This is a genomic window from Methylobacterium sp. CM6247, from assembly GCF_054817925.1.
The window spans coordinates 501,233-527,667 of record NZ_JBTXKX010000003.1 but is presented as its reverse complement, the minus strand read 5'-3'; the positions used below and the strand labels follow the sequence as shown (position 1 = coordinate 527,667).

The following is a 26,435-nucleotide window of genomic DNA, read 5'->3' as shown; positions in this document are numbered from 1 at the left end:
ATTCTCAACCACCGCGATGGCGGCCGGCCCCGAGATGCACCGGCAGCGGGGTTAGCTTTGTGCCTGGAACAGGGCAACCCTCAGATCCTTGGCGTCGTAGATCCGGGCGCCGTCCGCCTCCAGCCAGCCATCGGCGATGCCGAGAACGAGCTTGCCCTGGCGCACGCGCTTGATGTCGATGCCGTAGACGACCTTGCTCACGGTGGGCAGCACCTGGTCGCTGAACTTCACTTCTCCGACGCCGAGCGCCCGGCCGCGCCCCGGGGCGCCGAGCCATCCGAGATGGAAGCCCACGAGCTGCCAGAGAGCATCGAGGCCAAGACAGCCGGGCATGACCGGGTCGTTCTTGAAGTGACAACCGAAGAACCAGAGGTCCGGCCGCACGTCGAATTCCGCCAGGACATGACCCTTGCCGAAGGCGCCGCCCTCGGTCCCGATCGAGGTGATGCGGTCGAACATCAGCATTGGCGGCAAGGGAAGCTGCGCGTTTCCGGCACCGAACAGCTCGCCCCGACCGCAGGCCAGCAACTCCTCATGGGAGTAGTGGGAGGCGCGGGGGGCGGTCTGTGCTGAACCGGCGGCGGCGGACGATTCGGGATCGGAAGACATGATCGGTGTGTCGGTCCTTGGTGGAGGGCGCGCTCGAAACGCCGGACATCGCCCTCGAAACATCGGACGCGCATGGCCATCCAGGGCCACGACACGATCCGAGCTCGCGAGCGGCGCTTCGTTAACACAGCGGCTTTGCGCCTCAAAACACCTCGTTTTCGTCGTGTTCAATGGAATGACTTTAAACAAGCCTCATGTTCACACCGCGTGGCCACCCATCAACCAGCTCGGGTTGCGACGAGGGGGGAGGTTCGTATAGAGTTCCCGCTGTATTGTGTTATTTACGTGAGATGTCAGTACCGCCGATGTCCAACTCGCTGCCGCTGCAAGCCATGCTGAACGCTCGTGGCGCTCCCCTCGATGCCGCTTCGGCTGCCGGTCGTCGGGGATGTCCCCTGTCCGACCTGCGCGACCGTTTGCGCCGCTCCGGTCTCCGTCCGACCCGCCAGCGGCTCTCGCTCGGCTGGCTCCTGTTCGGGCGCGGCGACCGCCATCTCACGGCGGAAATGCTCTATGACGAGGCCATGCGCGCCAAGGTGCCGGTCTCGCTGGCAACGGTCTACAATACGCTGCACCAGTTCACCGAGGCTGGCCTGCTACGCCAGTTGGCTCTCGATGGGTCGAAGGCCTATTTCGACACCAACCCGAGTGAGCACCACCACTTCTTCCTGGAAGACGAGGGACAGGTGCTGGACATGCCCGATTGCGGCATCACCGTCGATTCGCTCCCGGATGCGCCCGAAGGCATGGAGATCGCCGGGGTCGAGGTTATCGTCCGCCTGCGCCGCCGGCACGGTGCGCGTCAGTCCTGAACCTCTACGACCTCCTGCCCGCCATCATGAAAAAGGCCCGGCTCAGCCGGGCCTTTTTCATATTCGCCGAACTGCGCGTTCCCGCTCAGTCAATCTTCTCGTTGGGGTAGACCCCCCAGAGGCGGTCCTGGCGGATATAGCCGTCCACGTCGCCGCTCTTCTGGGGCAGCGCGACGATGACCCGGCACCAGCTTCCGGTGCAGCTCTTGACGCTGCCGATGACGCCGGGCTGGAGCTTCGCCTCTACGCTCGCCCCTTCTTCCGCCCGCGCATGGAGCGGGATCGCAGAATCTCCTCCCTTGGCTGCCATGACGATGGAGGTGCGCCGGCCGGAAAGGAGGGAGTGCAGCACCCAGCCCTCGGTCCCCTCGGAATCCCGGATACGGCGCCAGGTCTCGAACTCGGCGACGATCTCAATGGGCAGGCCTGCACGCTGGAACACCCACAGCGTGCGGTGATCCTTCGAAGGTCCCTCGCGCAGGTTGACGCGATCCGTCTTGAGGCTCGCGTAGCGGGGTAGGGGCAGGCCCGTCGCGGGGCCGCGATTCGCATCGCCCGCGCCTGCAGGGGCTGCGATCGCCCTCGAAGGCAGCGCCGCCCATGAGGAGGCCAGCGTCATGCAGGTGAAGAACAGGAATCCAGGCAGGCGCATCATCGGTCTTCCCAAAGGTTCGCGATCGTCATTTTCCCGGACGGCCATGTCTCCATGATCGTCATGGCCACGATCGGCATCGTGAATCCTCGTCTAGCGATCCCCGCGCGATGCTTCGGGCGCGGGGGTACGTTGTGTTCCGTGCCCTCTCTGGTAGAGAAGCCTCGGGAACCGGCAGCCAAGGCGTCGGAGCTATGGGACCTGTCTGGCCGATGCGTGGTTAATGCGAGGTCAAGCCTCGGCATGAACTCCGGCTCACGGCGGAGACCGGCCTAGCAGAAACGTTCGCGGAGGGTGCATGTCGTCGTTGAAGCGCAAGCCACTCGTTGTGGTCACGCGTCGCCTGCCTGAGGTGGTCGAGGCACGCATGCGCGAATTGTTCGATATTCGCCTCAGCCCCGATGACAAGCCGATGAGCAGCGAGGCGCTGGCCGCCGCTTTGCGCGAAGCCGATGTCCTCGTTCCCACCGTCACGGACAAGATCGATTCCGGTCTCCTCGCCCAGGCCGGCCCGAACCTTCGCCTGATCGCGAATTTCGGCAATGGCGTCGACCATATCGACGTGGCGGTTGCACTGGAGCGCGGCATCACCGTCACCAATACCCCCGGCGTCCTCACCGAGGACACGGCCGACATGACGATGGCGCTGATCCTCGCCGTGGCGCGCCGCGTGGCCGAAGGCGCCCGGATCATTCCGGACGACAATTGGGACGAAGGCTGGTCCCCGACCTGGATGCTCGGCCGCCGCATCACCGGCAAGCGCCTCGGTATCGTCGGCATGGGGCGGATCGGTCAGGCCCTCGCTCGCCGCGCGAAGGCGTTCGGCCTGCAGATCCATTATCACAACCGGCGCAAGGCACCGGCGCAGATCGAGCGAGAGCTCGACGCGACCTATTGGGAATCGCTCGACCAGATGCTGGCGCGGGTGGACATCGTCTCGGTGAATTGCCCCCACACGCCCGCGACCTACCACCTTCTCTCGGCCCGCCGTTTGAAGCTGCTGAAGCCGGAGGCGATCGTGGTGAACACGGCCCGCGGCGAGGTGATCGACGAGACGGCCCTCGCGCGCCTGATCGAAGCGGGCGAGATATCCGCCGCCGGCCTCGACGTGTTCGAGCAGGAGCCGGCCGTGAGCCCGCGCCTCGTCAAGCTGGCGCGTTCCGGCAAGGTCGTGCTCCTGCCTCACATGGGCTCGGCGACGCATGAGAGCCGGACCGATATGGGCGAGAAGGTCATCATCAACATCAAGACCTTCATGGATGGACATCGTCCGCCGGACCGGATTCTGCCCAGCATGCTCTGAAGTCGCCGCCTCCGGCCCGGAGTCGGGTTTGCACGAGGCTTGCTAGTTTATCGATCTATGTGCATCGGCAGACCCAAGCCGTAGGAACGGTGCCATGTCCGATACGTTGACCGGCGCCGATAGATATCGTCGGGCGAGCGTCGCGCAGCGGTTAGAGTAGGAGCACCATGGCCGCGGAGACACAGTCGACCGAGGCAAACATCGACGAGGCCGTGCCGTGCGACGATTTCCGTCGCTTCGCGGATTTCGTGCCTCTGATGATGTGGCGCTCCGATACCGAGGGCGGGGCGATCCATCACAACGAATGCTGGCTCGACTTCACCGGCCGGTCCCGCGACGACGAGCTCGGTCATGGCTGGCGACGTGGCTTGCATCCGGACGATTTCGACCGGCACGCGGCGCTGGTCGAAGAGGCCTTTGCATCGCGCGCGCCATACTCCATCGAGTTTCGCCTGCGCCGCCATGATGGCGCCTATCGCTGGCTGCTGAACAACGCCCGACCCCTTACCGAGAACGGGACGTTCCAGGGCTACCTCGCCTCGTGCTTCGACATCACCGACCGCAAGCGCGCCGAGGAGCATGCCGAACACGCGCTCGTCGAGAAGGAGGCCCTTCTCGCGGAAGTGTATCACCGCGTCAGAAACAACCTTCAGGTGATGGTGAGCCTGATCGGCCTTTACGGCCGCGCCGCGCCGGCACCTTGCCGCGGCAGCTTCGAGGCGCTCGGCCAGCGCGTCCGCGCGATCGCCCTCGTCCAGCAGCATCTGCATGAGGCGCCACATATCGCCTCTATCGACCTGCGCGATTACCTCCACCGGCTCGCCTCCGGCCTCGGCCAGTTGCGGCGGGCCGGGCGGATCAGCGTGACGGTGGGAGGGCGCGGCACCAGCCTCGTCGAGCCAAGGACAGCCAACGCATTGGGCATGATCGTCGCCGAGGTCGTCGCCGAATGCCTCGACGCCACGTCCGATTCCGTATCCTGCACGATCTCGATCACCATTGATGCCACGGCTGGCGCTCCGGTTCGACTCACCATCGTTTCCGGCGGCGATCAGCCGGCGGCCAGCGTGGCGGATGTGCCCAATCTTGGCCCCCGGCTGGTGGCGGCCTATGCCGCACAGGCCGAGATCGCGGTGCGAGGCACCGGAACGCATTCGGATCCGATGGAGCTTCAACTGCCGGAAGCGCTGGTCCATCCCTCGGAATAACGGACTTTCGCACCAGCGAGGGTCGCTTGGGTGGCCCCCGCTTCCTATATGGTTGCAACGGGCCGCGCCTTCACAGCGCGCCGTGTCGGCATTCGTAAGAGTTCAGCCCGCCATTATGCTTCCGCCCATCGAAACGATCATCGACAATTTTGAAATCCTCGACGACGGGCCGGACCAGCTCGAGTATCTGATGGAACTCGGCCGTGCCTTGCCGCCCTTCCCGGATGAACTGCTCACCGAGCAGAATCGCGTCCATGGTTGCGAAAGCCAGGTTTGGGTCGATTCTAACATCGATCATTCGCAGCAGCCTCCGCGTCTGTATTTGAGAGGAACCAGTGACTCGTTCATCACCAAGGGATTGATTGCCCTGGTGATGGCCTTGCACGATGGAAAGACGCCGAAAGAGATCGCCCAAGTCGACGTTTTCCAGGTCTTCAAGCAGATCGGCCTTGGCGCCCACCTGACGTCGAAGCGCTCTAACGGAGTTCGGGCCATGGCCGAGCGTATTCACCGGGATGCCGCGCAACTGGCCGCCTGAGCCCTTCAGGCGCGGTCACGCCATAGGCGCAGGCGTGACTGGCTAGGCCCTACTGCTTCCCGCTCCAGCCCGTAATGCTCCGCCAGCCGCGCCAGGGCGATACGGATGACGACCTTGGCCGAACGCGCCGGCCAACGGCGCTCGGCTTCAATCATCTCCAGGCCTTTCACGAAGCCGCAGAGATCGATCAATAATCCGGACAGGTCGCTGCCTACCGCACTGAGTGCCGCGCGGACTCGCTGCCGGGCCGCCAGCATGGCGTCCGACCCAGCCGAGGGATCGCGCGGGCCCCCACCATCCACCTTGACCCCGCTCCAGTCCGAACCCATCCGGGGCATCAATGCCCCCATGGTCATGTCGCGTCGCAGCCGCTCGCCCGCCTCGAAACAGGCGGCGTCGATCAGGGGCGTCCCGTCCCGATCCCGCCGCCGGGCCATCCAGGCAAGTGGACTTTCCGATGTGTCGCGAACCGGTCGGCTCGGTTCCCCGCGGCCTTCGAGATCGAGATGCTGTGCGAGATAGGGGGTGTCCCGGCCGGCCCGTTCCCGCCGTAGCCTGGCCCGGCCCGCGGCGCTGATGGTCAGCCTGGCACGACGCCCGTCCGCCTGTTCGGCGAGATCGCAGGACAGGAGGGTCTGACCGGCCTGCGCGAGGTAGCGCCCGCGACTTACCGAGATCCCGTCACCACCGTTGCGGACGATGATGTCTCCCTCGGTCAAAGGGTCCGCCAACGCGTAGGCCCCCTCCGCGTCGAGGGCCGTGAGAAGGCGGGCCGCGTCGCGGCCGAGTTCCGTCGGAACACTGACCGACACTGGTCGCCGGCTGGTGCTGCGAGTTTGGCCGATCCGGGATATGTTCATGATATGTTCCCTAGCGCGTGACATCGGGTGTCGCGTTGGCTCAGGGAAGAGTAAAGGAAAAATATCCTAGCGCAAGCGACTTTTGTTCAGCGTCGCTCACGGGCACGAACGATCCCCGCTCCTGCGGAACGGGAAAAGGCCGGGCTGCGAGATTTCGCGAATGCCCGGCCAATCGATTTACGCTGCTTCGTCGTAGGTCCCGTTGCGGGTCTGGCCGAGACCGATCGCCTTGGCGAGGTCCGAACGAGCCTTGGCGTAGTTCGGGGCGACCATCGGGTAGTCCGACGGCAAGCCCCACTTCGCACGGTACTGTTCCGGGCTCATATCGTACTTCGCGCGAAGGTGGCGCTTGAGCGATTTGAATACGCGGCCGTCCTCGAGGCAGATGATGTGGTCGGCAGTCACCGACTTCTTGACGGGAACGGCAGGCTGCTGCGGGGCGGCTGCGACTTTGGCCTCGGTTTCACCGCTCGCGACCTGGGTCAGCGAGGCGTGGATCTTGGTAATGAGCTGTGCGAGCTCACCGACAGGCACAGGATTGTTGCTCACATAGGCCGAGACGATGTCGACCGTCAGTTCAACGAAGTCGGCCGAATTCTCAATGTCGCTCATTGTCTAAACGGTTCCCTTAAGCACGATGCCGGTAACAGTCTGTTAAGTATGCGGGCGAGGAGCCAAGAGGCGTTTTGGCAAACCACGGCATTGACTTTCGGCATCGTGGCGTCACGCAGCGGTGTTCCATGATGATGGGCGATGGTAATCGCCATGTCAGTCATTTTATGATATTCAAGTTGGCCCTGCAAGACATAAGTCAAACCTCTGGATATGCCGAATCAAGATTTTTGAACAATAGTTCAATTCAGCGTGATCATGCATTGGCGAAAGTTTGACGTCACTTATGCATGCATGATCGGACGCATTCTGATTCTGCGCATTCCCGATCGGTTGACCGGTCTGGCACAGTTCGGCCGAAGACGGCAGGAAAAGACTTTCCGCTCCACCTTGCCCACAGCGTTCAGCTGGGACACATGCAGACATCGAAGGCGATCACAAGCCGAATTGATCGCCGCTACGCTATTCAGCCGACGATGTTTGGCAACCTTGCAGGTGTATCCATGGACGATCTTTTCCACCTGGAAAGCAAGTCGCCTGTCCCTGACGTGCGCCCGCACACATTCACGGTGCATGGCCGATCAATTTCCGACAATTATGCTTGGCTAAAAGCCGAGAACTGGCGCGACGTCCTGAAGGATCCTACTGCCCTTCCATCGGATATCCGCGAACATCTCAATGCTGAGAATGCTTATACGGAAGCCGCGCTCGGCGATCTCGAGCCCTTGCGGAAGACGCTGGTAGCGGAGATGCGCGGGCGCATCCGCGAGGACGATAGCGGTGTACCCGAGCCGGACGGTGCATTCGCCTATTACACCCGGCATCGCGAGGGTGGGCAGCATCCCCTCGTCTGCCGCCGGCCGCGCACGGTGGTGGTGATCCCCGGTCATGGGGCGGAGACGGCCGGTACGGGTGGGGTTGAGGAGGGCGAAGTCGTCCTGCTCGATGGTGACGAGGAGGGCAGGGGACTCGCCTTCTTCGAGCTCGCGGCGGCGGTGCATTCGGACGACCATGCTCGCCTCGCCTGGAGCGCGGATTCCAAGGGGTCCGAGCTTCACACGATCCGCGTCCGCGATCTCGGCACGGGACAGGATCTTCCGGACCGCGTCGAATCGACCACCGGCGAGGTGGTCTGGGCAGCGAATGGTCTGTCGTTCCATTACGTGGCCGTGGACGAGAACCATCGTCCCGCCCGCGTCATGCATCACGTGGTCGGGACGGACCAGTCCGCCGACAGCATGCTCTATGAGGAGCGCGATTCTGGCTTCTTCGTCCATATCGAGACGACCCAATCGCGCGATTACCTGGCCATCACGGCAAGTGACCACGAAACCTCGGAAGTGCATCTCCTCGATCGCCGGTCGCCGGATGCAACACTGCTATGCGTTCAGCCGCGGGAGCCGCTGCTCATCTACTCCGTGGAGAATTGGGGGAACCACCTCTTCATTCTAACCAATGCGGACGGGGCTGAGGACTTCAAGATCGTCACCACCCGCATCGGTGCGTCGGGCCGCGCCAATTGGACCGATCTGATTCCGTACCGGCGCGGTGTGATGATCCGCCACCAGCATGTCATCGCCCAGCATCTCGTGCGTCTCGAGATCGAGAATGCCCGGCCCCGCATCGTCGTCCGCGATACGCAGGGCAACGAGCACATCGTGGCCTTCGCCGAGGAAGCCTATTCCCTCGGCCTCCAGCCGGGCCATGAATTCGAGACGGCGGTGATCCGGTTCACCTATTCGTCGATGACGACGCCGGCCGAGACCTACGACTACGATTGTTCGACCCGCGCCCGTCAGTTGCGCAAGCGCCAGACCATCCCCAGTGGGCACGATCCCGCCGCCTATGTGACACGTCGGATTTTCGCCACGGCACCTGACGGAGAGAGCGTGCCGATCTCGCTCCTCCACCGTCGTGACCTCGTCCTCGACGGCTCGTCTCCGCTGCTGCTCTATGGCTATGGCTCCTATGGCACCCTGATGCCGGCCGCGTTCCGCACCAACCTGCTGTCGCTGGTGGATCGCGGCTTCGTCTACGCCATCGCCCATGTGCGCGGCGGAACGGAGAAGGGCTGGCACTGGTACATGGACGGCAAGCGGGCCAAGAAGCCCAACACCTTCTCGGATTTCGTCGCCTGCGGTCGCGCCCTGGCGGACGCCGGATACACGACGTCGGGGCGCATCGTCGCCCATGGCGGATCGGCTGGGGGGATGCTGATGGGGGCTGTGGCCAACCTCGCGCCGGACCTCTTCGCCGGGATCGTCGCCGACGTGCCGTTCGTCGACGTGCTCAACACCATGCTCGACGGCGACCTGCCGCTGACCCCGCCGGAATGGCCGGAATGGGGCAATCCGGGCGCGAGCGTCGAGGATTTCGAGAGCATCCTGTCCTACTCGCCCTACGACAACGTCTCGGCGCAGAACTACCCGGCGATCCTGGCGCTCGGCGGACTCACCGACCCGCGCGTGACCTATTGGGAGCCGGCGAAATGGGTGGCGCGCCTGCGCGCCACGATGATTGGCGGAGGCCCCGTCCTGATGCGGATCAACATGGAAGCCGGCCATGGCGGGGCGGCGGGACGCTTCGACCGGCTGGAAGAAGTGGCGCTGATCTATGCCTTCGCCCTCCGGGCGGTGGGGCTGGCTGGTGGCAGCGAGAAACCGCAGCCGTGACGGCCTTCGTCCGAACCGCTGCCGCCGCCGGGTGCCTCCTGGCGACGCTGGTGCCGGGCGCGGCAGCGGACAGGGCGGTGGCCCTCGAGGTTCCCCCCGATCTCGCCAAGGATCTGTCGGCGATGCCGCGGATCGCCAACCCCGTCGACGACGCCGAGCGGCGGATCAACGCCGCCGTTCAGCGCCTAGACGGAGCGGCGCGTAAAGCCGCGGCCGAGTGTCTGGCGCAGGGAGGCAAACATGCCGATTACGGCCGGCATATCGACGTGACGATGCGGGGCCCCCGCTTCCTCAGCTACACGATGACGGACAGCGCCTTCTGCGGCGGCGCACATCCCAATACCGGCACCTCGGCAATCGTCTACGACCTCGTTTCCGGTGCTCCCGTCGATTGGACCGCGCTGCTTCCGCCCGCTCTCACCGGCAAGGTCGCGCTCCAGACCGAGATGGATGGAAGCAGGATGGTGTCCCTGTCCTCCAAGCGGCTCTTCGACCTCTACCTCAAGGCTTATCGCCCCAGGACCGGTCAGGCGAAGGCGGATGCCGACGACGACGAGTGCCGGGAGGCGGTATCGACGCCAGATGGCGATGGGCCGCCTGCGATGACTGTCTGGCTCGATGCGAAGGCGGGCGGCCTCGCAGTCCAGTTCGACCTCGCCCATGTCGTCCAGGCCTGCGCCGACGTGGTGGTCGTTCCGGTGGCGACCCTCAAAGCCGAGGGCGCCAATGCCGTGCTGACCGACGCAATCGTGGCGGCCCGGGCCGCGCTGCCGGTTCCCTGATCGTCTTCGTTCCTGAAACCGGCCGCTATTAGGGCTGCGGTGCGGGCGGTTCGACCGCCCGGCCTGGAAGGACATCCGGGGCCGGGACGCCATCGGCGGCGCGGCGAGCGGCATCGTCTTGGCTCGGTGCAAGTGCGCGAATGCGCGCCTGACGGGCGGCCTCCTCGGCGGCCGCCTTCTCCGCTGCGGCTTTGTCGGCCGCCGCCTTGATGGCAGCGGCTCGGACCTTGTCCATCTCGATCCTGGCGCGACGCCGCTGGCGCTCGATTTGATCGGCCTCGAACACTTCGATCTTATCGAGTTCGCGCTGCAGGACTACGGCGGCGAGGCCGGTGGTCAGGGGCCCGGTATCGACACTGCGGTCGGGCTTCGCGAGCGGGCCGGAATAGGCGAGCTGTATCGAGGGAATCCCTCCGGTCCAGCCCTTCGGAGCGCCGCCACCCGTCAATGTCCCGCGTGCATCGAACCGCCCCGTCGTCAGGTCGACGGAGAGGGTGCCGGCCCAGCGCGGTCCGCCGAGATCGAAGGTGAGAGGCGCGGCGCGCAGTGAGCCGCCCGAGAGGGTCGCGGATGCCTTCACCGTTCCCTTCACTGCCATCGGCGCGGCGGCGAGTTCCTCGGCCACCAGGGCCTGGAGCCGTCCCTCCCGGAGCGGATCGTCTTCCGCGAGCGCCTTGGCCAAAGCGCGCTCGATCCCGCCCGGATCGCCGCCGGGAAGCACCAGATCGGTAAGGCGGAGATCGCCGCTTCCGCCCAGATTGTTCGCCATGTTCGCGAGGCTCTGGCCCGAAGCGCCGAAGCGAAGGGTCGCGCTGGCCCGGCCGGAGATCGGTCCCGGACCGACGAGGTCCGCGATGGAGGCGTCGCTCAGGCTGCCTTCCCCGGAGATCGCTGCCGCGCCACCCTGCCGGGACAACGTGATGTTGCCGACGAGGCGTCCCCCGGCGAGACGTCCGTTGACGTCGCGAATCGTGAGGACGCCGTTGTCGAGCCGGGCACCGAAAGCCGCCCCTTCGGCGGTGAAGCGCCGGCCGAGATCGAGCTTATCCACCCTGACGTCGAGGTCGATGGGCGGTCTGACAGCTGGCGCTGCGCCGAACCGTGCGCCGTCTCCGGCTTCCGGTTTCTTCGCGTCGGGCGGGACGATCAGGGAAGCGGCGAGCCAGGGCAGCGAGAGCCGGCCGAGCGCGATGCTGCCGAAGATGTCGCCGGCGGGCGATCGGTTGACATTGGCGAGAACCGTGGCCCCCGCGATCCGCCCGGTGACGTCGGCATGGGCATCGCGTCCGGCCCGCGACAGACCGACAAGCAGTTCCGCCGGCATCGGCGAGGGTAGGGCATCCGTGCTTCCGGCGAGAATGAGGAAGGGCGCGAGATCCGGCGTCTTCAAAAGGATCTCGCCGGCTTCCGGCGGGGTCTGGCCCGGACCGGGCACGACCGGCTTCACCGTTGCGAGCGTGAGGTCGGCGATGGTGCCGGAGATATCGAGGCCGAGGGCCGGAACCGAGCCGTCGGGCGCGGGCTGACCGCGTGCTCCGCTGATGTGCAGGGCCGCCGGCTTGCGCAGGGCGGCCATGTCCTCGCGCTCGAACCAACGTCCGGCGAGCGGCGTCGTCAGATCGAGGGACAGGCTGTCGATACGCCCGCCCCGCGAGAGCAGGTCGAGTCCGAGACTGCCGCCTGCGGCTGTTCCGCTGGCGCTGGTGCGCAGGGTGTCGGCGGCTCCTGCCTCGCGCTCCAGGGTCACGGCGAGATCGAGGCTGCCCGCCCGCAGGAAACCGGGGATCATCCGAGCCTCGGCGATCCACGTCCGGTCGAGAAGGGCGATGAGGGGGGCGGCCACCGGCGCCCACATCCGGCCCGCGATACGGCCTGACCCGTCCGGCGCGATCCGGCCCGACAGCTTGGCGTTGGCGCCGGCGAGGTCGGTGACGTCGAGGCTGCCGACGTTCAGGCTCGCTCCGTCCGACTGGATGCTGGCGGCGATGGTTCCGTTGCCCGAATGGGCCCCGGCCGGCCCGTAGCGCACGTCCCGCGCTTGGATCGTCAGGCCGAGGTCGTGGTCGTGAAGGCCGGACAAGGCGCTGCCGAAGGAAGGCAGAGCGGCGACATCGATGCCCTGCGCCGAAAGCTGAGCATCGAAGCGCCCGCGCCCGCCCGATTCGGCATGGGTATAGCGGGCGTTGCCGGTGATTCGCGCCTCGCCGAGGGAGAGCCGGAGGTTTCGCAGTGACGAGGACGGGCTCGCCGTCGAGACGTCCGCGGATGCCTGAATCGGGCGCCCGTCCATCACCGCGACAGCCGGGCCGCCGAGGCCGAACTTGAGCAGGTACCGCCCGAACCCGTCGGAGGCGGCGGCGTCCAGGGAGACGTTGCCCGTGAAGCGCAGGGCCGGTTGCGTATCGACCTCTCCGGATGCGGTGAGGGCGGTGTTGCCCGGCGCCGTCACCGAGAAGCGCCGAAGCGCGAGGCCTCCCGTCCGGTCGAACGTGCCGGACAGCTGGAGATTCGTCCATTCGTCGAGGCCGAGGCCGATGCTTTCGAGGGCGAGGTCGAGATCGACCATCATCGGAAGTTCGGATCCGGCGCGGGGCATCCCGCGCGCCAGCATGGCCTGACCGGCCGTTGAAATCAGGAAGGCATCGAGGTCGAGGCGGCGCGCCTCCAAGGTCAGTGCTGCCCGCCAGGAGCGCAGATCGATTCGTCCGGTTCCGGCCAGTCGCATGGCCTGACCGCCAGGATCGATTTCGGCCTTCACGTCGGAGAACCGCACCACCGGTCCCCGCGCCTTGAACGTGCCGCCCAGGGAGAACGGCAGGTAGGCGCCCGCCACCTGAACCGGCGGCCCGACCACGACCCGCGCCGATCCTTCCGCCTTCGGAATCATCGCACGCAGCTGGCCACCCTGTGCGGGAGCCTCGCCGGGCACAGGTTCGAGTCGGATACGAGTGTCGGCCTCGAAGCGCGGACGGGTATCGCCGCCGCCGGAGAATTTCACGGCGACGCTGCCGTCCTCGGCGGGTTCGCCGGTGGCGATCCGGAAGGCGACCGCGCCGCTCGTCCCCTCGATCCGCCAGGGGCCCAGAAGCCGGGGCGCCGAGAGATGCACGGTCTCGGCCCGCACCTGATCGGTGCGGCCGCTCTGCGGGACGACGGTCGTGAGGATGACTTGTCCGATGGACAGGTCCTCAATGGCGAGATCCTGATCGGCGAGCGTCTGATAGAGATCGGCGGGAAGGCGGATCGCGTCGTCGTCGCTGATCGGGAGCTTGATTTCCGCTCGCCCGATCCGCGTCTCGGTGAAGCGGACCTCCCCCGTCAGCAGCGGCGTGAGACCGATTTCGGCCTTGACGAGCGAAAGGTCCAACGCCGGCTTGTCGACCTGTCCGCCGATGCGCAGCCGATCGACGCTCAGTTGCGGCGAGGGGAGAAGCCTGACGGCGATCCGTCCTTCGGTCCGCGCGTCGAGACCGAGCGACCTGCCGATCGTCCGGTCCACCAATGTGCGGTAGCTCTCCCAAGCCACGAGGGGCGGGACCGCCAGGGCCGCGACGAGGATCAGGATGACGGCGCCCGCCAGCGCGGTCAGGATGTCTCGCACCGTCTTGGTTTCCGCCTCGCTCCGGCCCGGTCTCCGGGACTGCCATGGGGCGGGCACTTCGTCTCACCGGACGTCATGCCCGGTCGTGCCCCCACCCTGTGCGGCATAGCACAAGGTGACCGGTTCCGCGCCAGAGGCGTTTCTCGCGGTCAACAGCTGCCGGGCATGCCCTCCGGAGCCGATCTGGTCAGCGACGCGGCGTCAGTCCCGAGCCGATCGGGGCCGGACGGGTGACTTCGTTGCGCTGCATCTGCATGCGGATCTGATTGTTCTCGAATTGCTGCTGATGCCGGACGCCGCGAATCTCGCTTTGGGTCGCGAGTCGGTCGTTGGTTTCGTTCAGCGATCGCGTGCCGGGTGACTGGGCCAGGGCGGGGGATAGGCCAAGGCCGGCGACAACGGTCAGCATCGAGATGGCGGATAGAGCGGTACGCATGGAACGTCCTCTGGTGATGATGTTCACGGTATGGTGAGACGACGCCCGAGAGGAAACCGTGGTTCCCCTCCCGGCTACCCATCTGGGGCCGACCTTTTGTCCCAACCCTCGACGTCGTTCGCGTTTTGGTCCAGGGAAGCAACATGAAACAGCATCCCGACGCGACGACGGCCCCTGTGCCGGCGCCGGCCTCCGGCGTGGCGGCCGAGGCCGCGCAGACCTCTATCGCCGCGCGCGCCATGGCCTCCCTCAGGCCACAGGGTTCGCCTTATCTCGAAGGGCTGAATCCCGAGCAGCGCCGCGCAGTCGAGACGACGGAAGGGCCGGTCCTCGTCCTCGCTGGTGCAGGCACCGGCAAGACGCGGGTGCTCACCACGCGAATCGCCCATCTGGTCTCGACCGGCAAGGCGCGGCCTTACGACATCCTGTCGGTGACCTTCACCAACAAGGCCGCCCGCGAGATGAAGCACCGGATCGGTGCCCTCATCGGCCCGGCCGGCGAGGGGATGCCCTGGCTCGGCACCTTCCATTCCATCGGCACCAAGATCCTGCGCCGGCACGCCGAGATGGTGGGGCTGAAATCGGATTTCACCATCCTGGGGATGGACGACCAGCTGCGCCTGATGAAGCAGGTCATCGTCGACCAGAACATCGACGAGAAGCGCTGGCCCGCCCGCGCCCTGTCCTCGGCCATCGACGGGTGGAAGAACCGCGGCCTCCTGCCGGAGCAGGTCCCCCCCGGCGAGGCGGGGGCCTTCGCCTTCGGCAAGGGCGGCGCGCTCTACACCGCCTATCAGGCCCGGCTCCTGACGTTGAACGCCGCCGATTTCGGCGACTTGCTGCTGCTCTGCCTCAAGCTGTGGCGCGAGAACCCGGACGTGCTGGCGAATTACCAGCAGCGCTTCCGCTACATCCTGGTCGACGAGTACCAGGACACCAACGTCGCCCAGTATCTCTGGCTGCGCCTGCTGGCGCAGGGGCACCGCAACGTCGCCTGCGTGGGCGACGACGACCAGTCGATCTATGGCTGGCGCGGGGCGGAGGTCGACAACATCCTGCGCTTCGAACACGATTTCCCCGGTGCGGCCGTGGTGCGGCTCGAGCGCAACTACCGCTCCACCGGTCATATTCTCTCCGCCGCATCCGGGCTCATCGCCAAGAACGAAGGCCGCCTCGGCAAGACCCTGCGCACCGAAGACGTGGCCGGCGAGAAGGTGACTGTGTCGGGCGCCTGGGATTCGGAGGAAGAGGCGCGCCAACTCGGCGAATCGATCGAGAGCCTGCAGGCCAAGCAGCATCCGCTCTCGGAGATCGCCGTGCTCGTGCGCATCTCGGCCCAGATGCGCGAAATCGAGGACCGCTTCGTTCAGCTCGGTCTGCCCTACCGCGTCATCGGTGGACCGCGATTCTACGAACGTGCCGAAATTCGCGATGCGCTGGCCTATCTGCGCGTCACCATGAACCCAGCCGACGACCTCGCTTTCGAGCGCATCTTCAACACCCCGAAGAGGGGCCTGGGCGACGCCACCCTGCAGATCCTCCACGGCTATTCGCGTTCGCAGCGCGTGCCGCTGCTCCAGGCCGCCCGCAGCCTGATCGAGACCGACGAGTTGAAGCCGCGCGCCCGCTCGGGCGTCCGCGCTTTGGTCGAGAGCTTTTCGCGATGGGCGCGGATGGTCGGCACCCAGCCCCATTCCGAGGTGGCCCAGACCATTCTGGAGGAATCCGGCTACACCGAGATGTGGCAGAAGGACAAATCCGCCGATGCTGCCGGGCGCCTGGAGAACCTCAAGGAGTTCGTGCGCTCCATGGAGGAATTCCCCGACATGGCTGCCTTCCTCGAACACGTCTCCCTCGTGATGGAGGCGAGCGAGCAGGAAGGGGCGGACCGGGTCTCCTTGATGACCCTGCATGCGGCCAAGGGGCTCGAATTCGACACCGTGTTCCTGCCCGGCTGGGAGGACGGATTGTTCCCGAACCAGCGGGCGCTCGACGAGAGCGGCCGCGCCGGGCTGGAGGAGGAGCGCCGTCTCGCCCATGTGGGCCTGACCCGTGCCCGAAAACGCGCCAAGCTGTCCTTCGCGGTGAACCGGCGCATCCATGGGCTGTGGTCCTCGACGGTGCCGAGCCGGTTCATCGACGAGTTGCCCGCCGACGCCGTCGACGTGGTCGACGCCCCGGCGCATTTCTCCGCCGGCGCCTCGCGCTTCGACCGCAACCCGGCGCCGTTCGGTTCCTCCTACGCGACACCGGGCTGGCAGCGGGCGCAAGCCAACACTGCCGGCAACCAGGAGTTCGGAGGCGGGAATCGGCAAGCTTTCGGACGGTCCTCGCCGCCCGGACGAGGCAATGCTGGCCCTCGCCAGATCGAAGGCGAGCTCGTCGCGAAGTCGACGGGTGCGCCCTCCGCGTTTTCGGATGGTATGCGAGTCTTCCACACCAAGTTCGGCCCCGGCAGCGTGGCGGCTGTCGACGGCAACAAGCTGACCGTTGACTTCGATAAGGCCGGCCGCAAGATGGTTCTCGACAGCTTCATCCAGCGCGGCTGAAGCACCCTGCCGGCTCCACGCTCGATAAGCGATGTGGTCCGGCCGGTTCAGCCCTTCAGCAGGGCAGGAGTGTCATGGTCGAGATGGATGCGCCGACATCCCGCCTTCTCCATCCGCATGACCCGCTTCAACTGTCGCCGCCGAGTCTTCCGAGAGATATTCGGCCACACACTCAAGAATTCGCGCTGTCACGCCCCTGTCGCGACGGGAGCGGCATGGTGCGTGCGTAGGTGATTCGTGGGTCGCGCATGCGGGGCCCGCATCATCTTCGAGGCCAGTCGTCCACAGGCGTCGTGGCGACATCCGGAACTGAAAGACCTGCTCTCGAATTGGCGTAGTGTTGATAAAAGTAGCCGTGCAGGAAAAGTTATCGAGGTTAAAAGACGTCAGCAGGTCGAAGATCAGTTAAACCCTAGTTGGCAAGTCCAGTTGGAGTGTTGATCGATGAAAAGACGGCGCACGCGACTTGAGCTGGTAGAAGACCGCCCGGTGCGGCTGCACCGCACCCGGTTCGACGACGAGCGTAACCTGGCCCCGATCCAACCGCTCACGGAGCGACAGGCAGAGTATTTGGACGCTCTCGCCGTCAACAAGCAGGTCATCGTTCTCGGCCCGGCCGGTACCGGTAAGACCTACATTGCTGGAACCCGCGCCGCGGATCAGCTTCGCCAGCGCCGCATCTCCAAGGTCATCATCACCCGCCCCAACGTCCCCGCTGGCCGCTCGCTCGGGTTCTTCCCAGGCAGCTTAGAGGAAAAAATCGCGCCTTGGGTGACCCCGCTCACCGAGACCATGAAGGAGCGAATGGGCGACGCCGCCTACGAGATCGCCATGAAGACCGGCGACATCGAGGTGGTCCCCTTCGAAGTGATGCGCGGACGCACCTTCAAGAACTGCCTCGTGATCCTCGACGAGGCGCAGAACACCACCACCGCCGAAATCAAGATGTTCCTCACCCGGATCGGCGACGATTGCCAGGTCATTATTAATGGCGACGTGTCCCAGACCGACCTGCGCGAGACGTCGGGCCTCAGAACCGTGATCCATCTCGTCAAAAGCCGCATGATGCCGATCCCGATCGTCGAATTCACCCTCGACGATATCGTCCGTTCGGGCATTTGCGCGGAATGGGTACGGGCCTTCGAGGAAACGAAACTCTGACTTGAGTGTTATCAGCGGCGGGTCGAACCGGACCCGCCGCACGTCTCGGCGTGCGGCAATCATCTCCCCGGCGCCAGCGGGGGAGATCAATCCGAGCGCGGAGCTCGGGTCAAAGAGAACGGAAACGCCCGATGAGAAAATTGATCTTCGCGCTCGCCATGGTCGGAAGCCTCGGCGCAGCCGGCCTCGCCACGAGCGCTTCGGCCGCCCCCGGCGCCCCGATGGGTGTGGCCTCCTCCGAGACCGTCACTCCCGTGCGTATGCACCATGCTGAGCGCCGCATGCATCGTCGGATGCACCGCCGTCACCACATGCGCATGCACCGCCACCACATGCGTCACCGGATGATGCATCACCGCCGCATGCACCGGATGTGATTGCAGGAGCGATGTGAATCTGAAAGGGCCCCGATCGGGGCCCTTTTTTGTGCGACGATCGCTTGGAGAGTGCTGCCGTTCAGAGCTTCGGTGTGGCCGCCGTGGCTTTCACCGATGTTTCCTTGAGCGCGGCATCCTTGGCCGGAGGCGTCTTGGCAACAGGTGACGGCGCACCGCTCGTCGTGGCCTTGCCGGTTTTCACGGGGTCGGCGGCGATCTTGGCCTTCTGTCCCACGGCGCCGGTCACTGTCGGCACCGCGATCGCATGGCCAGTATGGGGCCCCTTGCCGGTCTTCGGTGCCGTCTGGATCGTTTCCGGCGCGGATGCGACAGCCGGGATCGTGGCGGCATTGGCCGATGGGGTTGCGGGCGTCGGTGAAGCCTTCGCGGTGAAGAGGCTGCCGAGAACCTTTGTGTAGGCAGGTGAATCCGCGTCGGCATCGGCCACCATGATGCGCGCCGTCGCCGCCGGCTTCTGCGGTTCGGGCGCCGCATCCGTCTTCGCTATGATGCTGCCGGGCTTGGTCTTGTCGGCCCCTGGCTTGAGGGCGGCCGCAGCGGCCTTGGTCGGGATCGGAGCTTCGGCGGCGGCAAGCATCACCGGCCGTCCCTTGGCATCCACCTCGACCTCGCGCTCGCCGGCCGCCAGGCTCTCGGGCCGGCTCACCTCACCGAGATGATGGCGCGCATATTCCTTGGGGTCGTAGGGGGCCTCCGGCTCTTCCTTCTTCGTCAAATTCGCGAAGGCCATCGTCGAGGCGGGCGGCTGCGGCCGGAAGACCGGATTCTGGCCACCATCGTCATAGACGACACGCGTCGCGGGCGTGCCTTTGGCGACGAGCTCGGCAATGTCGTGGTTGTCCCGCGCCCGTTTCTCGGCAACGAGCGTATCCACCTTCGGCGAGCACGAGCCGGCCGCCACATCCTGTCCGCCGAAGACGTAGCGTGTGCCGCAGACGTTCACGCGCGGCTCTTCGCGCAGAGCCTCGAAATAATCCGAGCCTTCCTTCAGGTTCTTCCAGAACGGCGCATTCGGGTCGTTGCGGTACTTGGCGAAATTCGTCGCCGTCATCCGGAACGGGTAGGATTGGAACTGGAACGCGCGCTGCCCGCCGGCGAAGGAATCGCGGGCCAAGGCGTAGATCTCGCCCATCGATTCGTCGGTCATGGCGAAACAGCCCGAGGACGAGCAGGTGCCGTGCACCATGATGTAGTTGCCCGTCCGCCCGTTGGCCCGGTCGTACGTGTTCGGGTAGCCGGTATCGAAAGAGAGATAATAGGACGAGTTCGGGTTCATCTGCCCCGGTGTCACCGTGTAGAAACCCTCAGGGGCCTGCCGGTCTCCCTGCTTGGTCTTGGGGCCGAGCTGGCCCGACCAGCGGCAGATCGGGAAGGTCTTGAGCAGCGCGTATTGGCCATTCGCGCCACGCTTCCACACCTCCATCTCCGCTTCCTTCTTGAAGGCGCGGATCAGGATGGGGTCGTTCGTCGCCATGCCCTTCTGCGCCATGAGCGCCAAGGTTTTCGCGGGGACGGGAGTCAGGGCCCGCAACGGGACGCCGCCGCCCATCGAGCCGTCCTGGCAAGCGGTGAGGGAGAGAGCGAGCGCAACGATACCGGCAGCCGTAGCCAGGCGTAGAGCCAGCGGGCGCAAAGCCATGGGGAACCCCGTCCTCATTCATGCGCTCGCGGGATCTCGCCCGTCGAACGCCACTCCCCAACCCAATAGCGTCGTTAAACTTACCCGGTTGTTACCGCAAGAAGACGCAAATGGCCGGCTCGTGAGGATGTGGATTTCGGTGGCTTCCTCATTGTGGGCAACACCTTGCCGCAAAGTGTCGTCGAGCCTCGACTTTCAGGCATGCCAGTCGGAGAGCAATCGACTTGATTCCGCTGGTATTTCTCTGTGCGATGCGCCCTAAGCCCGTCGTCATAGCGGGGCTTCACGAACAGTCCCGAGGCGGGATTTAACAAACTCTTCAACGGTTCCGCATGAGGGATGCGCTAAAACGACGCATCAGAGTTTGCGGCCGATATCGAGGAACTTCGCGGCCCGGCGGTCGCGAATCTCGTCGGGGCTCAGACCATCGAATTCGGCCAGGGCCTTGGCCACGGCCTTGCCCGTATTGGCGATGGCTGCCTCGCGGCCGCGATGGGCGCCGCCGGTCGCCTCAGGGATGATGCCATCGATGATGCCAAGGCGCAGCAAGTCCTGCGCAGTGATCTTCATGGCGGTGGCCGCATCCGCTGCACGGCCCTGATCGCGCCAGAGGATCGAGGCCGCACCCTCGGGCGAAATCACACCGTAGATCGCATGTTCGAGCATGAGTACGCGGTTGGCGGTGGCAAGCGCGATGGCACCGCCTGAGCCGCCTTCGCCGATGACGACGGCGACATTGGGCACGCCGAGGGCGAGACAGGCCTCGGTGGAACTGGCGATGGCCTCGGCCTGCCCACGCTCCTCCGCCTCGATGCCGGGGAACGCGCCGGCCGTGTCGACGAAGGCGAGGACGGGAAGGCCGAACCGATCGGCCAATTCCATCAGCCGCACCGCCTTGCGGTAACCTTCGGGCTTGGCCATCCCGAAATTGTGGCGCAGGCGGCTCTCGGTGGTGGAGCCCTTCTCCTGGCCCAGCACACAGACGGCACGGCCCTCGAAACGGCCGAAGCCGGCGACGATGGCCTGGTCTTCGCCGAAGGTACGGTCGCCTGCTAGGGGAGTAAACTCGGTGATCAGCCCGGCGCAGTAGTCGATGAAATGCGGCCGCTGCGGGTGGCGTGCTACCTGCGTCTTCTGCCAGGGCGTCAGCGTGGCGTAGATGTCCGACAGGGCGGCGGCGGCCTTGCCTTCGAGTCGGCCGACCTCTTCGCTGATGGAGACCGCACCGTCGCGGGCGGCCATGGTCCTCAGCTCCTCCAGCTTGGATTCGAGCTCGGCCACCGGCTTCTCGAAATCGAGATAGGAGCGCGTCACCGACATCGGTCAGAGATCCTTGTTCGTCGCCATTGGTACGCCGGGATGCCGTGTCGGAGACAACGGCGACGGAAGGCGTCCGGGGCGGGCGGGAAAAGCCGCGATTGGCCGGGGGTGTTGGCGAAGGAACACCGCCTGTCAACCATCCTGGCTCTCAGAGCCGGCCTTCGCCCTACACGACGATAGCCTTAAGCTTGGCCTTGGGTCATGGTGCCGTCATCGTTCGGCGTCCACTCTCCAGCCTCTGTGTATGGCGTCTGGGACGCTATGGAGAGGTCCGCGCCCGTGATAGCGTTTCCCAGCGGCGAATCCCACGTCCTCGTACTCCAGGGCGGTGGCGCACTCGGCTCCTACCAGGCCGGCATCTACGAGACGCTGGCGGCCGAGAGCATCCTGCCCGACTGGGTGGCGGGCATCTCCATCGGCGCGATCAACGCGGCCCTGATCGTCGGTAATCCGCCCGAGCGCCGCGTCGAGCGGCTGAGGGCGTTCTGGGAGCAGGTCTCGTCCGGCGTGATGGGTTCACCCTGGTTTCCCGGCGAGAAGGCGCGTGCGGCCTTCAACGAGGCCAGCGCCAACTGGATCGCCACTTTCGGCGTGCCCGGTTTCTTCACGCCACGCGTTCCCCCGGCGACGTTCTATCCGCCGGGCGCCCCGGAGGCGCTGAGCTATTACGACACCGCTCCGCTCAGGGCGACGCTGGAGCGGCTGGTTGATTTCGACCTCATCAACGAGGGGCGCACCCGGCTCAGCATCGGAGCCGTCAACGTGCGCACCGGCAATTTCGTTTATTTCGACAATCGCTGCGACCGCATCACGCCCGAGCACATCATGGCGTCGGGGGCATTGCCGCCGGGTTTCCCGCCTGTGACCATCGACGGCGAGCAATATTGGGACGGCGGCATCGTCTCGAACACGCCGCTGCAATACATCCTCGACGAGGAGCGCAGCCGTGACCTCGTGGTCTATCAGGTCGATCTCTTCGCCGCGCGCGGGCCGATGCCCCGCACCCTGGTCGAATCGGCCGAGCGCGAGAAGGACATCCGCTTCTCGAGCCGCACGCGGCTCAACACCGACAAGAACCTCGAAGCCCGCCGCGCGAAAGCCGCGTTCCGGCGGCTGGCCGAGAAGCTGCCGCCCGAGCTGATGAGCGACGAGGACGTCGCCTACCTGCGCCAGGTCTCCCACGCCAACTTCACGACCGTGATGCAGCTGATCTACCGGCGGAAAGCCTATGAGGGAAACTCGAAGGATTACGAGTTCTCTCGCGCCACCATGCTGGAGCATTGGGCGGCGGGTGCCGGTGACATGCGCCGCTCTCTGCGCTCTCCAGCCTGGTGCGACCGAGTGCACGACGAAACCGGCGTCGCCGTGTTCGACCTGACGCGGGACGCCCGCGACTGACGTCATCCCGACCGCTTCATCCCGGAGGCCTACACGCCATGACCCGTGACGAGATCCTGCAAGTTCCCTCGATGCCCGCCTTCAGTCCGAGCTATCCGCGCGGGCCGTATCGGTTCCTCAGGCGCGAATACCTCATCATCACCTACGAGACCGATGCCGAGGCCCTGCGCCGGGCGTTACCCGAGCCGCTGGAGCCCCACCCCGAGAACCTCGTCTATTACGAGTGGATGAAGATGCCGGATTCCTCCGGGTTCGGCGATTACGAGGAGAGCGGATCGGGCGCCGTCGCCACCTATAACGGCGAGGCCTGCAACTTCTCGATCCAGATGTATCTCGACGACGAGCCGCCGATCACCGCTGGCCGCGAGATCTGGGGCTTCCCGAAGAAATGGGGCGTGCCTCGCCTCAAGGTGATGAAGGACACGCTCACCGGCACGCTCCATTACGACGAGGAGCGCGTTGCGATGGGCACCATGACCTACAAGCACAAGAGCCTGGAGAACGAGCTCGACACGGTGAAGGCCGGCCTCGGCCGCCTCAACGTCAACCTCAAGCTCCTTCCCGACGTGACCGGCGCGCCGAAAGTGGCCCAACTCGTCGGCTATCGCTTGGAGAACATCACCGTTCACGGTGCCTGGGACGGCGAGGCGCGCCTCGACCTGATCCCGCACGTGAATTGTCGGGTCGCCGACCTGCCGGTGAAGCGCATCGTCGGCGGCCGGCACATGATCGTCGACTTCACCTTGCCCTACGGGCAGGTGCTGCACGACTATCTCGCCTGATCGCCCAGATGACCCGAGAGGCTTCCATGATCCTGACATCCAAGACCGCCATCGTCACGGGGTCCACCAGCGGCATCGGCCTCGCCTATGCCCGCGCCTTCGCCAAGGAGGGCGCCAACGTCGTCATCAACGGCTTCGGCAAGCCCGAGGACATCGAGAAGGAGCGCGCCGGGATCGAGACCGATTTCGGCGTGAAGGCGGCCTATTCCCCGGCCGACCTGACGAAGCCCGGCGAGATCGAGGGATTGATCCGCCTTGGCGAGGAGACATTCGGCTCGGTCGACGTGCTCGTGAACAATGCCGGCGTCCAGTTCGTCTCGCCGATCGAGGATTTCCCGCCGGAGAAGTGGGAGCAGATCATCGCGCTCAACCTCTCCTCGGCCTTCTACACCATGCGATACGCCATCCCCGGAATGAAGGCGCGGGGATGGGGCCGCATCATCAATACCGCTTCGGCCCATTCCCTCGTGGCCTCACCGTTCAAGTCGGCCTACGTTTCGGCCAAGCACGGCATCGCCGGCCTGACCAAGACCGCCGCCCTCGAACTCGCCACCCATGGCATCACCGTGAACTGTATCTCGCCAGGCTATGTTTGGACGCCGCTGGTGGAGGCGCAGATCCCCGACACGATGAAGGCACGGGGCATGACCAAGGAGCAGGTCATGAACGACGTGCTGCTGGCGGCCCAGCCGACCAAGCAGTTCGTCACGGTGGAGCAGGTGGCGGCCCTCGCCGTGTTCCTGTGCGGCGACGGTGCGAGCCAGATCACCGGCGCCAATATCCCCATGGATGGCGGTTGGACCGCGCAGTAGCGCGCAGCGAAAAGCCCGCCCCGTCGGCACGACGGGACGGGCTCGTTTCAAGCGGATATGGTGTTCAGCGGCGGCCGTGCAGGAGCAGGGCGAGGCCGTATCCGACGGCTCCGGCGATCACGAGGGCGATGAGCGGGTTCTCTTCGACACGGCTCTCCACGGCGCGGGCGCCATCGCGAACGTAGCTGCCGCCGCGGTCATAGGCGTCGCCGGCATAGTCGGAGACGTTGCCCGCCACGTCGCGAAGGGTGTCCTTGGCCTGACCGTAGACCTCCTGGGCGCGACCCTCCGCCTCGCGGTAGCGGCCTTCCGCCGAGGTCCGCGACGATCCGACGGCATCGCCGACGGCGCTCTGCACGCGGCCGCCGAGGTCCTTGGCCGTCCCGACGACTCGATCCGTATCAACCATGGGTCAACTCCTTCAGAATCGCAGATGCGTGAGCGGCGCTCCCAAGGCGGCGCCCGCATCCGATGGTCACAGAACGTGCGAACCGGCCAAGCGCACCATCGCAAGACAACTTTCTTGAGCGAGCGGTTTACGGGGTGTGTCGCTCCCGTGCTTCGATGAACAGCAGACGCCCCACCTCGGATACCGCCCTGGGAAGGACCGCCAGGGGATCGCGCCGTTTTCGCGCGGGCGACGCGGATCGCCGCCATGCCGCCCGGACGGGTGGGATGTGGAGGAACAGAACCGGGCAGGGCTCGGCCAGCGCCTGGAAGTAACTGGCGTTGCAAAGGTAGCGGCCAGCATTCCGGGATGGGATCGCCGAAATCCCCTGCCGTTTCAGGCAGACGAGGGCGCGGGCCGCGATGGGGGCTTCGCGCTGCGCTGGTCCCTGACGGTCGAGCCGCAGGGTGGTCGGAATCCGCCCCGATGCATCGGGAAACAGCCGGCTTGCCCGATTGAGGGCGCGAGCCTCGACGCGAACCCGTTTGGCGCGGCCAGCGACGCCGATCATCAGCACGGCGGCCGGGCTCTGGGCGAGGGCCGGCTTCAACGACTCGGAAAGAGCCGCATAGGCGGTGCGCAGGATGAGCGTGCGCACCGGGAACCCGGCGATGCCATGCCGGCCGAGATGTCCGACCTGCCGAGCGAGCGTTTCGCTCGGGTTGCGCGGCATGCCGGGGAAAGGGCCGAACCCGGTGACGAGGAGATGCCCCCCCGTCACAGCCCGATCAGCGTCGCGATGGCCTCCGCGCCGGCGGCCGGGGAGGATTCGCCTCGCGCCACGCCGGCTTCCGCCTCGGCCGTCTGCTTGCGCACTTCCGGCGAACCGACGAGCCGCTGGTGCAGGCGTTCGTGGACGAGGGCCCACATCCACTTCACGTCCTGCGCGCGGCGCTTCTTGGCGATTTCGCCTGTGGCGGTGAGCTTGTTGCGGTGGTCGACCACCTTGTCCCACATGGCGTCGAGACGCTTGTTCTTGAGGCCGGAAATGGTCACCACCGGCGGGGTCCAGGTCGAACTCGGAGCACTGAGGATATGGAGCGCCGCCCGGTATTCGCCGGCTGCCGCGTTGGCCCTGCGCTCGCCCTCGCCATCGTCGGCCTTGTTGACCGCGATCATGTCGGCAAGTTCGAGAATGCCCTTCTTGATCCCCTGCAACTCGTCGCCGGCGCCGGGCAGCATCAGCACGAGGAAGAAGTCGGTGAGGTCGGCCACCGCCGTCTCCGACTGGCCGACGCCCACCGTCTCCACCAGGATCACGTCGAATCCCGCGGCTTCGCAAAGAAGCATGGTCTCGCGGGTCTTGGCCGCGACGCCGCCGAGGGTGCCCGATGAGGGGGAGGGGCGGATGAAGGCGTTCGGGTCGAGCGCCAGCTGGGCCATTCGGGTCTTGTCGCCGAGGATCGACCCACCGGTGCGGCTGGAAGAGGGGTCGACCGCCAGCACCGCCACCTTGTGGCCGGCGGCGGTGAGATTGGCGCCGAGATTGTCGATCGTGGTGGACTTGCCGACCCCTGGCACCCCGGTGATGCCGACCCGGATCGCGGTGCCGGTCTGGGGAAGCACCGAATCGATGAGGCTGCGCGCTGCGGCGCGATGATCGGCCCGTTTCGATTCCGCCAGCGTGATCGCGCGTGCCAGGGCCGCGCGGTCGCCCGCGAGCAGCCGTTCGCGCAGGGAGTCGATGTCGAGAGAGGGAGGAAGCGCCATGAGCCCTTCATGCCGGGCCGGCTCGGTTTCGTCGAGGGGGGCACGTGTCCTCAGCACCGGACGGCCTGTACCCGACCGGCCACAGGCCGGCCTCTGCCCGCTATTCACATCGGCCCCCGCCACGCTCATGCCC

General features: G+C 65.9%; 23 protein-coding genes. 12 read left to right on the top strand and 11 right to left on the bottom strand.

The features are described from left to right. Positions 1–51: 51 nt before the first annotated feature. Complete coding sequence (gene fabA / locus ACYQOP_RS03325; protein WP_056423573.1) at positions 52–609, bottom strand: 3-hydroxyacyl-[acyl-carrier-protein] dehydratase FabA; 558 nt, start codon at positions 607–609, stop codon at positions 52–54. A 305-nt stretch (positions 610–914) separates the two neighbouring features. Here fabA and irr point away from each other — a divergent pair, with 305 nt between their 5' ends. Then, positions 915–1,421, top strand: coding sequence for a Fur family transcriptional regulator Irr (irr, locus tag ACYQOP_RS03320; RefSeq protein ID WP_056423575.1), 507 nt, complete (start codon positions 915–917; stop codon positions 1,419–1,421). Between the two features lie 85 nt (positions 1,422–1,506). On the opposite strand, the gene ACYQOP_RS03315 is transcribed toward irr, so the two are convergent. After that, positions 1,507–2,076 carry an SH3 domain-containing protein gene (locus tag ACYQOP_RS03315; RefSeq protein WP_461221128.1) on the bottom strand — a complete coding sequence of 190 codons (570 nt, stop codon included), beginning with the start codon at positions 2,074–2,076 and terminating at the stop codon, positions 1,507–1,509. Between the two features lie 295 nt (positions 2,077–2,371). On the opposite strand from ACYQOP_RS03315, the gene ACYQOP_RS03310 reads away from it, so the two are divergent. The 3 genes from ACYQOP_RS03310 to ACYQOP_RS03300 all read left to right on the top strand — a co-directional run bounded on the left by ACYQOP_RS03310 (position 2,372) and on the right by ACYQOP_RS03300 (position 5,122). Then, a complete protein-coding gene (locus ACYQOP_RS03310; protein WP_056423577.1) occupies positions 2,372–3,376 on the top strand; it encodes a 2-hydroxyacid dehydrogenase in 1,005 nt (334 codons plus the stop codon). A gap of 167 nt (positions 3,377–3,543) precedes the next feature. After that, complete coding sequence (locus ACYQOP_RS03305; protein ID WP_056423579.1) at positions 3,544–4,584, top strand: sensor histidine kinase; 1,041 nt, start codon at positions 3,544–3,546, stop codon at positions 4,582–4,584. A gap of 115 nt (positions 4,585–4,699) precedes the next feature. Further along, a complete protein-coding gene (locus ACYQOP_RS03300) occupies positions 4,700–5,122 on the top strand; it encodes a SufE family protein (RefSeq protein ID WP_461221127.1) in 423 nt (140 codons plus the stop codon). A gap of 5 nt (positions 5,123–5,127) precedes the next feature. Here the strand turns inward: ACYQOP_RS03300 and ACYQOP_RS03295 are convergent, their stop codons facing one another. Together ACYQOP_RS03295 and ACYQOP_RS03290 are read right to left on the bottom strand one after the other, a co-directional pair. Further along, the gene (locus ACYQOP_RS03295) at positions 5,128–5,982 is read right to left on the bottom strand and encodes a DUF6456 domain-containing protein (protein WP_311274283.1); all 855 of its coding nucleotides are present in this window, start codon (positions 5,980–5,982) and stop codon (positions 5,128–5,130) included. 177 nt (positions 5,983–6,159) lie between these two features. Beyond that, positions 6,160–6,594, bottom strand: coding sequence for a Ros/MucR family transcriptional regulator (locus ACYQOP_RS03290; RefSeq protein WP_056423588.1), 435 nt, complete (start codon positions 6,592–6,594; stop codon positions 6,160–6,162). 503 nt (positions 6,595–7,097) lie between these two features. Between ACYQOP_RS03290 and ACYQOP_RS03285 the strand changes: the two genes are divergently transcribed. Both ACYQOP_RS03285 and ACYQOP_RS03280 read left to right on the top strand, forming a co-directional pair. After that, positions 7,098–9,266, top strand: coding sequence for a S9 family peptidase (locus tag ACYQOP_RS03285; protein ID WP_461221126.1), 2,169 nt, complete (start codon positions 7,098–7,100; stop codon positions 9,264–9,266). Continuing rightward, entirely contained in the window at positions 9,263–10,048 is a 786-nt protein-coding gene (locus ACYQOP_RS03280; RefSeq protein ID WP_461221125.1) for a polysaccharide deacetylase family protein, read from the top strand. The genes ACYQOP_RS03285 and ACYQOP_RS03280 overlap by 4 nt, the downstream gene beginning before the upstream one ends. 28 nt (positions 10,049–10,076) lie before the next feature. Here ACYQOP_RS03280 and ACYQOP_RS03275 read toward each other — a convergent pair whose 3' ends face one another. After that, positions 10,077–13,649 carry an AsmA family protein gene (locus ACYQOP_RS03275; protein WP_461221124.1) on the bottom strand — a complete coding sequence of 1,191 codons (3,573 nt, stop codon included), beginning with the start codon at positions 13,647–13,649 and terminating at the stop codon, positions 10,077–10,079. A gap of 187 nt (positions 13,650–13,836) precedes the next feature. Next, on the bottom strand, positions 13,837–14,112 hold the full coding sequence (locus ACYQOP_RS03270; RefSeq protein WP_461221123.1) for a hypothetical protein: 276 nt from the start codon (positions 14,110–14,112) through the stop codon (positions 13,837–13,839). 116 nt (positions 14,113–14,228) lie between these two features. Between ACYQOP_RS03270 and ACYQOP_RS03265 the strand changes: the two genes are divergently transcribed. The 3 genes from ACYQOP_RS03265 (at position 14,229) to ACYQOP_RS03255 (ending at position 18,172) form a co-directional block, all read left to right on the top strand. Further along, complete coding sequence (locus ACYQOP_RS03265; protein WP_461221122.1) at positions 14,229–16,634, top strand: ATP-dependent helicase; 2,406 nt, start codon at positions 14,229–14,231, stop codon at positions 16,632–16,634. Between the two features lie 444 nt (positions 16,635–17,078). Then, positions 17,079–17,795 (top strand): PhoH family protein, encoded by a 717-nt coding sequence (locus ACYQOP_RS03260; protein ID WP_056423599.1) that lies wholly within the window; start codon positions 17,079–17,081, stop codon positions 17,793–17,795. Positions 17,796–17,926: 131 nt separating this feature from the next. Then, on the top strand, positions 17,927–18,172 hold the full coding sequence (locus tag ACYQOP_RS03255; RefSeq protein WP_461221121.1) for a hypothetical protein: 246 nt from the start codon (positions 17,927–17,929) through the stop codon (positions 18,170–18,172). A 79-nt stretch (positions 18,173–18,251) separates the two neighbouring features. Here ACYQOP_RS03255 and ACYQOP_RS03250 read toward each other — a convergent pair whose 3' ends face one another. Together ACYQOP_RS03250 and ACYQOP_RS03245 are read right to left on the bottom strand one after the other, a co-directional pair. Then, positions 18,252–19,832: a L,D-transpeptidase family protein gene (locus ACYQOP_RS03250; protein ID WP_461221120.1), complete on the bottom strand. Its 1,581-nt coding sequence runs from the start codon at positions 19,830–19,832 to the stop codon at positions 18,252–18,254. 357 nt (positions 19,833–20,189) lie between these two features. Next, complete coding sequence (locus tag ACYQOP_RS03245) at positions 20,190–21,152, bottom strand: acetyl-CoA carboxylase carboxyltransferase subunit alpha (protein ID WP_207410007.1); 963 nt, start codon at positions 21,150–21,152, stop codon at positions 20,190–20,192. 261 nt (positions 21,153–21,413) lie between these two features. Between ACYQOP_RS03245 and ACYQOP_RS03240 the strand changes: the two genes are divergently transcribed. From ACYQOP_RS03240 to ACYQOP_RS03230, 3 genes are read left to right on the top strand one after another with little or no spacing between them, the layout of a single operon-like run. Next, on the top strand, positions 21,414–22,550 hold the full coding sequence (locus ACYQOP_RS03240; protein WP_461221119.1) for a patatin-like phospholipase family protein: 1,137 nt from the start codon (positions 21,414–21,416) through the stop codon (positions 22,548–22,550). 38 nt (positions 22,551–22,588) lie between these two features. Continuing rightward, a complete protein-coding gene (locus ACYQOP_RS03235; protein WP_056423609.1) occupies positions 22,589–23,332 on the top strand; it encodes an acetoacetate decarboxylase in 744 nt (247 codons plus the stop codon). A 26-nt stretch (positions 23,333–23,358) separates the two neighbouring features. Further along, positions 23,359–24,144 carry a 3-hydroxybutyrate dehydrogenase gene (locus ACYQOP_RS03230; RefSeq protein ID WP_461221118.1) on the top strand — a complete coding sequence of 262 codons (786 nt, stop codon included), beginning with the start codon at positions 23,359–23,361 and terminating at the stop codon, positions 24,142–24,144. 64 nt (positions 24,145–24,208) lie between these two features. On the opposite strand, the gene ACYQOP_RS03225 is transcribed toward ACYQOP_RS03230, so the two are convergent. From ACYQOP_RS03225 to meaB, 3 genes are all read right to left on the bottom strand, one after another. Further along, positions 24,209–24,553 carry a CsbD family protein gene (locus ACYQOP_RS03225; protein ID WP_056423612.1) on the bottom strand — a complete coding sequence of 115 codons (345 nt, stop codon included), beginning with the start codon at positions 24,551–24,553 and terminating at the stop codon, positions 24,209–24,211. Positions 24,554–24,680: 127 nt separating this feature from the next. Further along, positions 24,681–25,313: a pyroglutamyl-peptidase I gene (locus ACYQOP_RS03220; RefSeq protein WP_461221117.1), complete on the bottom strand. Its 633-nt coding sequence runs from the start codon at positions 25,311–25,313 to the stop codon at positions 24,681–24,683. Then, positions 25,310–26,302 (bottom strand): methylmalonyl Co-A mutase-associated GTPase MeaB, encoded by a 993-nt coding sequence (gene meaB / locus ACYQOP_RS03215; RefSeq protein ID WP_461221116.1) that lies wholly within the window; start codon positions 26,300–26,302, stop codon positions 25,310–25,312. Before meaB ends, ACYQOP_RS03220 begins: the two co-directional genes overlap by 4 nt. Positions 26,303–26,435 lie beyond the last annotated feature (133 nt).

What these genes read in the sequence shown, in the direction of transcription:
- ACYQOP_RS03225 (WP_056423612.1), bottom strand. Translation starts at nt 24,553, where the DNA reads ATGGTTGATACGGATCGAGTCGTCGGGACGGCCAAGGACCTCGGCGGC.
- ACYQOP_RS03315 (WP_461221128.1), bottom strand. Translation starts at nt 2,076, where the DNA reads ATGATGCGCCTGCCTGGATTCCTGTTCTTCACCTGCATGACGCTGGCC.
- ACYQOP_RS03235 (WP_056423609.1), top strand. Translation starts at nt 22,589, where the DNA reads ATGACCCGTGACGAGATCCTGCAAGTTCCCTCGATGCCCGCCTTCAGT.
- meaB (WP_461221116.1), bottom strand. Translation starts at nt 26,302, where the DNA reads ATGGCGCTTCCTCCCTCTCTCGACATCGACTCCCTGCGCGAACGGCTG.
- ACYQOP_RS03245 (WP_207410007.1), bottom strand. Translation starts at nt 21,152, where the DNA reads ATGTCGGTGACGCGCTCCTATCTCGATTTCGAGAAGCCGGTGGCCGAG.
- ACYQOP_RS03240 (WP_461221119.1), top strand. Translation starts at nt 21,414, where the DNA reads ATGGAGAGGTCCGCGCCCGTGATAGCGTTTCCCAGCGGCGAATCCCAC.
- ACYQOP_RS03260 (WP_056423599.1), top strand. Translation starts at nt 17,079, where the DNA reads ATGAAAAGACGGCGCACGCGACTTGAGCTGGTAGAAGACCGCCCGGTG.
- ACYQOP_RS03230 (WP_461221118.1), top strand. Translation starts at nt 23,359, where the DNA reads ATGATCCTGACATCCAAGACCGCCATCGTCACGGGGTCCACCAGCGGC.
- ACYQOP_RS03265 (WP_461221122.1), top strand. Translation starts at nt 14,229, where the DNA reads ATGAAACAGCATCCCGACGCGACGACGGCCCCTGTGCCGGCGCCGGCC.
- ACYQOP_RS03290 (WP_056423588.1), bottom strand. Translation starts at nt 6,594, where the DNA reads ATGAGCGACATTGAGAATTCGGCCGACTTCGTTGAACTGACGGTCGAC.
- ACYQOP_RS03285 (WP_461221126.1), top strand. Translation starts at nt 7,098, where the DNA reads ATGGACGATCTTTTCCACCTGGAAAGCAAGTCGCCTGTCCCTGACGTG.
- ACYQOP_RS03295 (WP_311274283.1), bottom strand. Translation starts at nt 5,982, where the DNA reads ATGAACATATCCCGGATCGGCCAAACTCGCAGCACCAGCCGGCGACCA.
- ACYQOP_RS03250 (WP_461221120.1), bottom strand. Translation starts at nt 19,832, where the DNA reads ATGGCTTTGCGCCCGCTGGCTCTACGCCTGGCTACGGCTGCCGGTATC.
- ACYQOP_RS03300 (WP_461221127.1), top strand. Translation starts at nt 4,700, where the DNA reads ATGCTTCCGCCCATCGAAACGATCATCGACAATTTTGAAATCCTCGAC.
- ACYQOP_RS03305 (WP_056423579.1), top strand. Translation starts at nt 3,544, where the DNA reads ATGGCCGCGGAGACACAGTCGACCGAGGCAAACATCGACGAGGCCGTG.
- ACYQOP_RS03310 (WP_056423577.1), top strand. Translation starts at nt 2,372, where the DNA reads ATGTCGTCGTTGAAGCGCAAGCCACTCGTTGTGGTCACGCGTCGCCTG.
- ACYQOP_RS03255 (WP_461221121.1), top strand. Translation starts at nt 17,927, where the DNA reads ATGAGAAAATTGATCTTCGCGCTCGCCATGGTCGGAAGCCTCGGCGCA.
- irr (WP_056423575.1), top strand. Translation starts at nt 915, where the DNA reads ATGTCCAACTCGCTGCCGCTGCAAGCCATGCTGAACGCTCGTGGCGCT.
- fabA (WP_056423573.1), bottom strand. Translation starts at nt 609, where the DNA reads ATGTCTTCCGATCCCGAATCGTCCGCCGCCGCCGGTTCAGCACAGACC.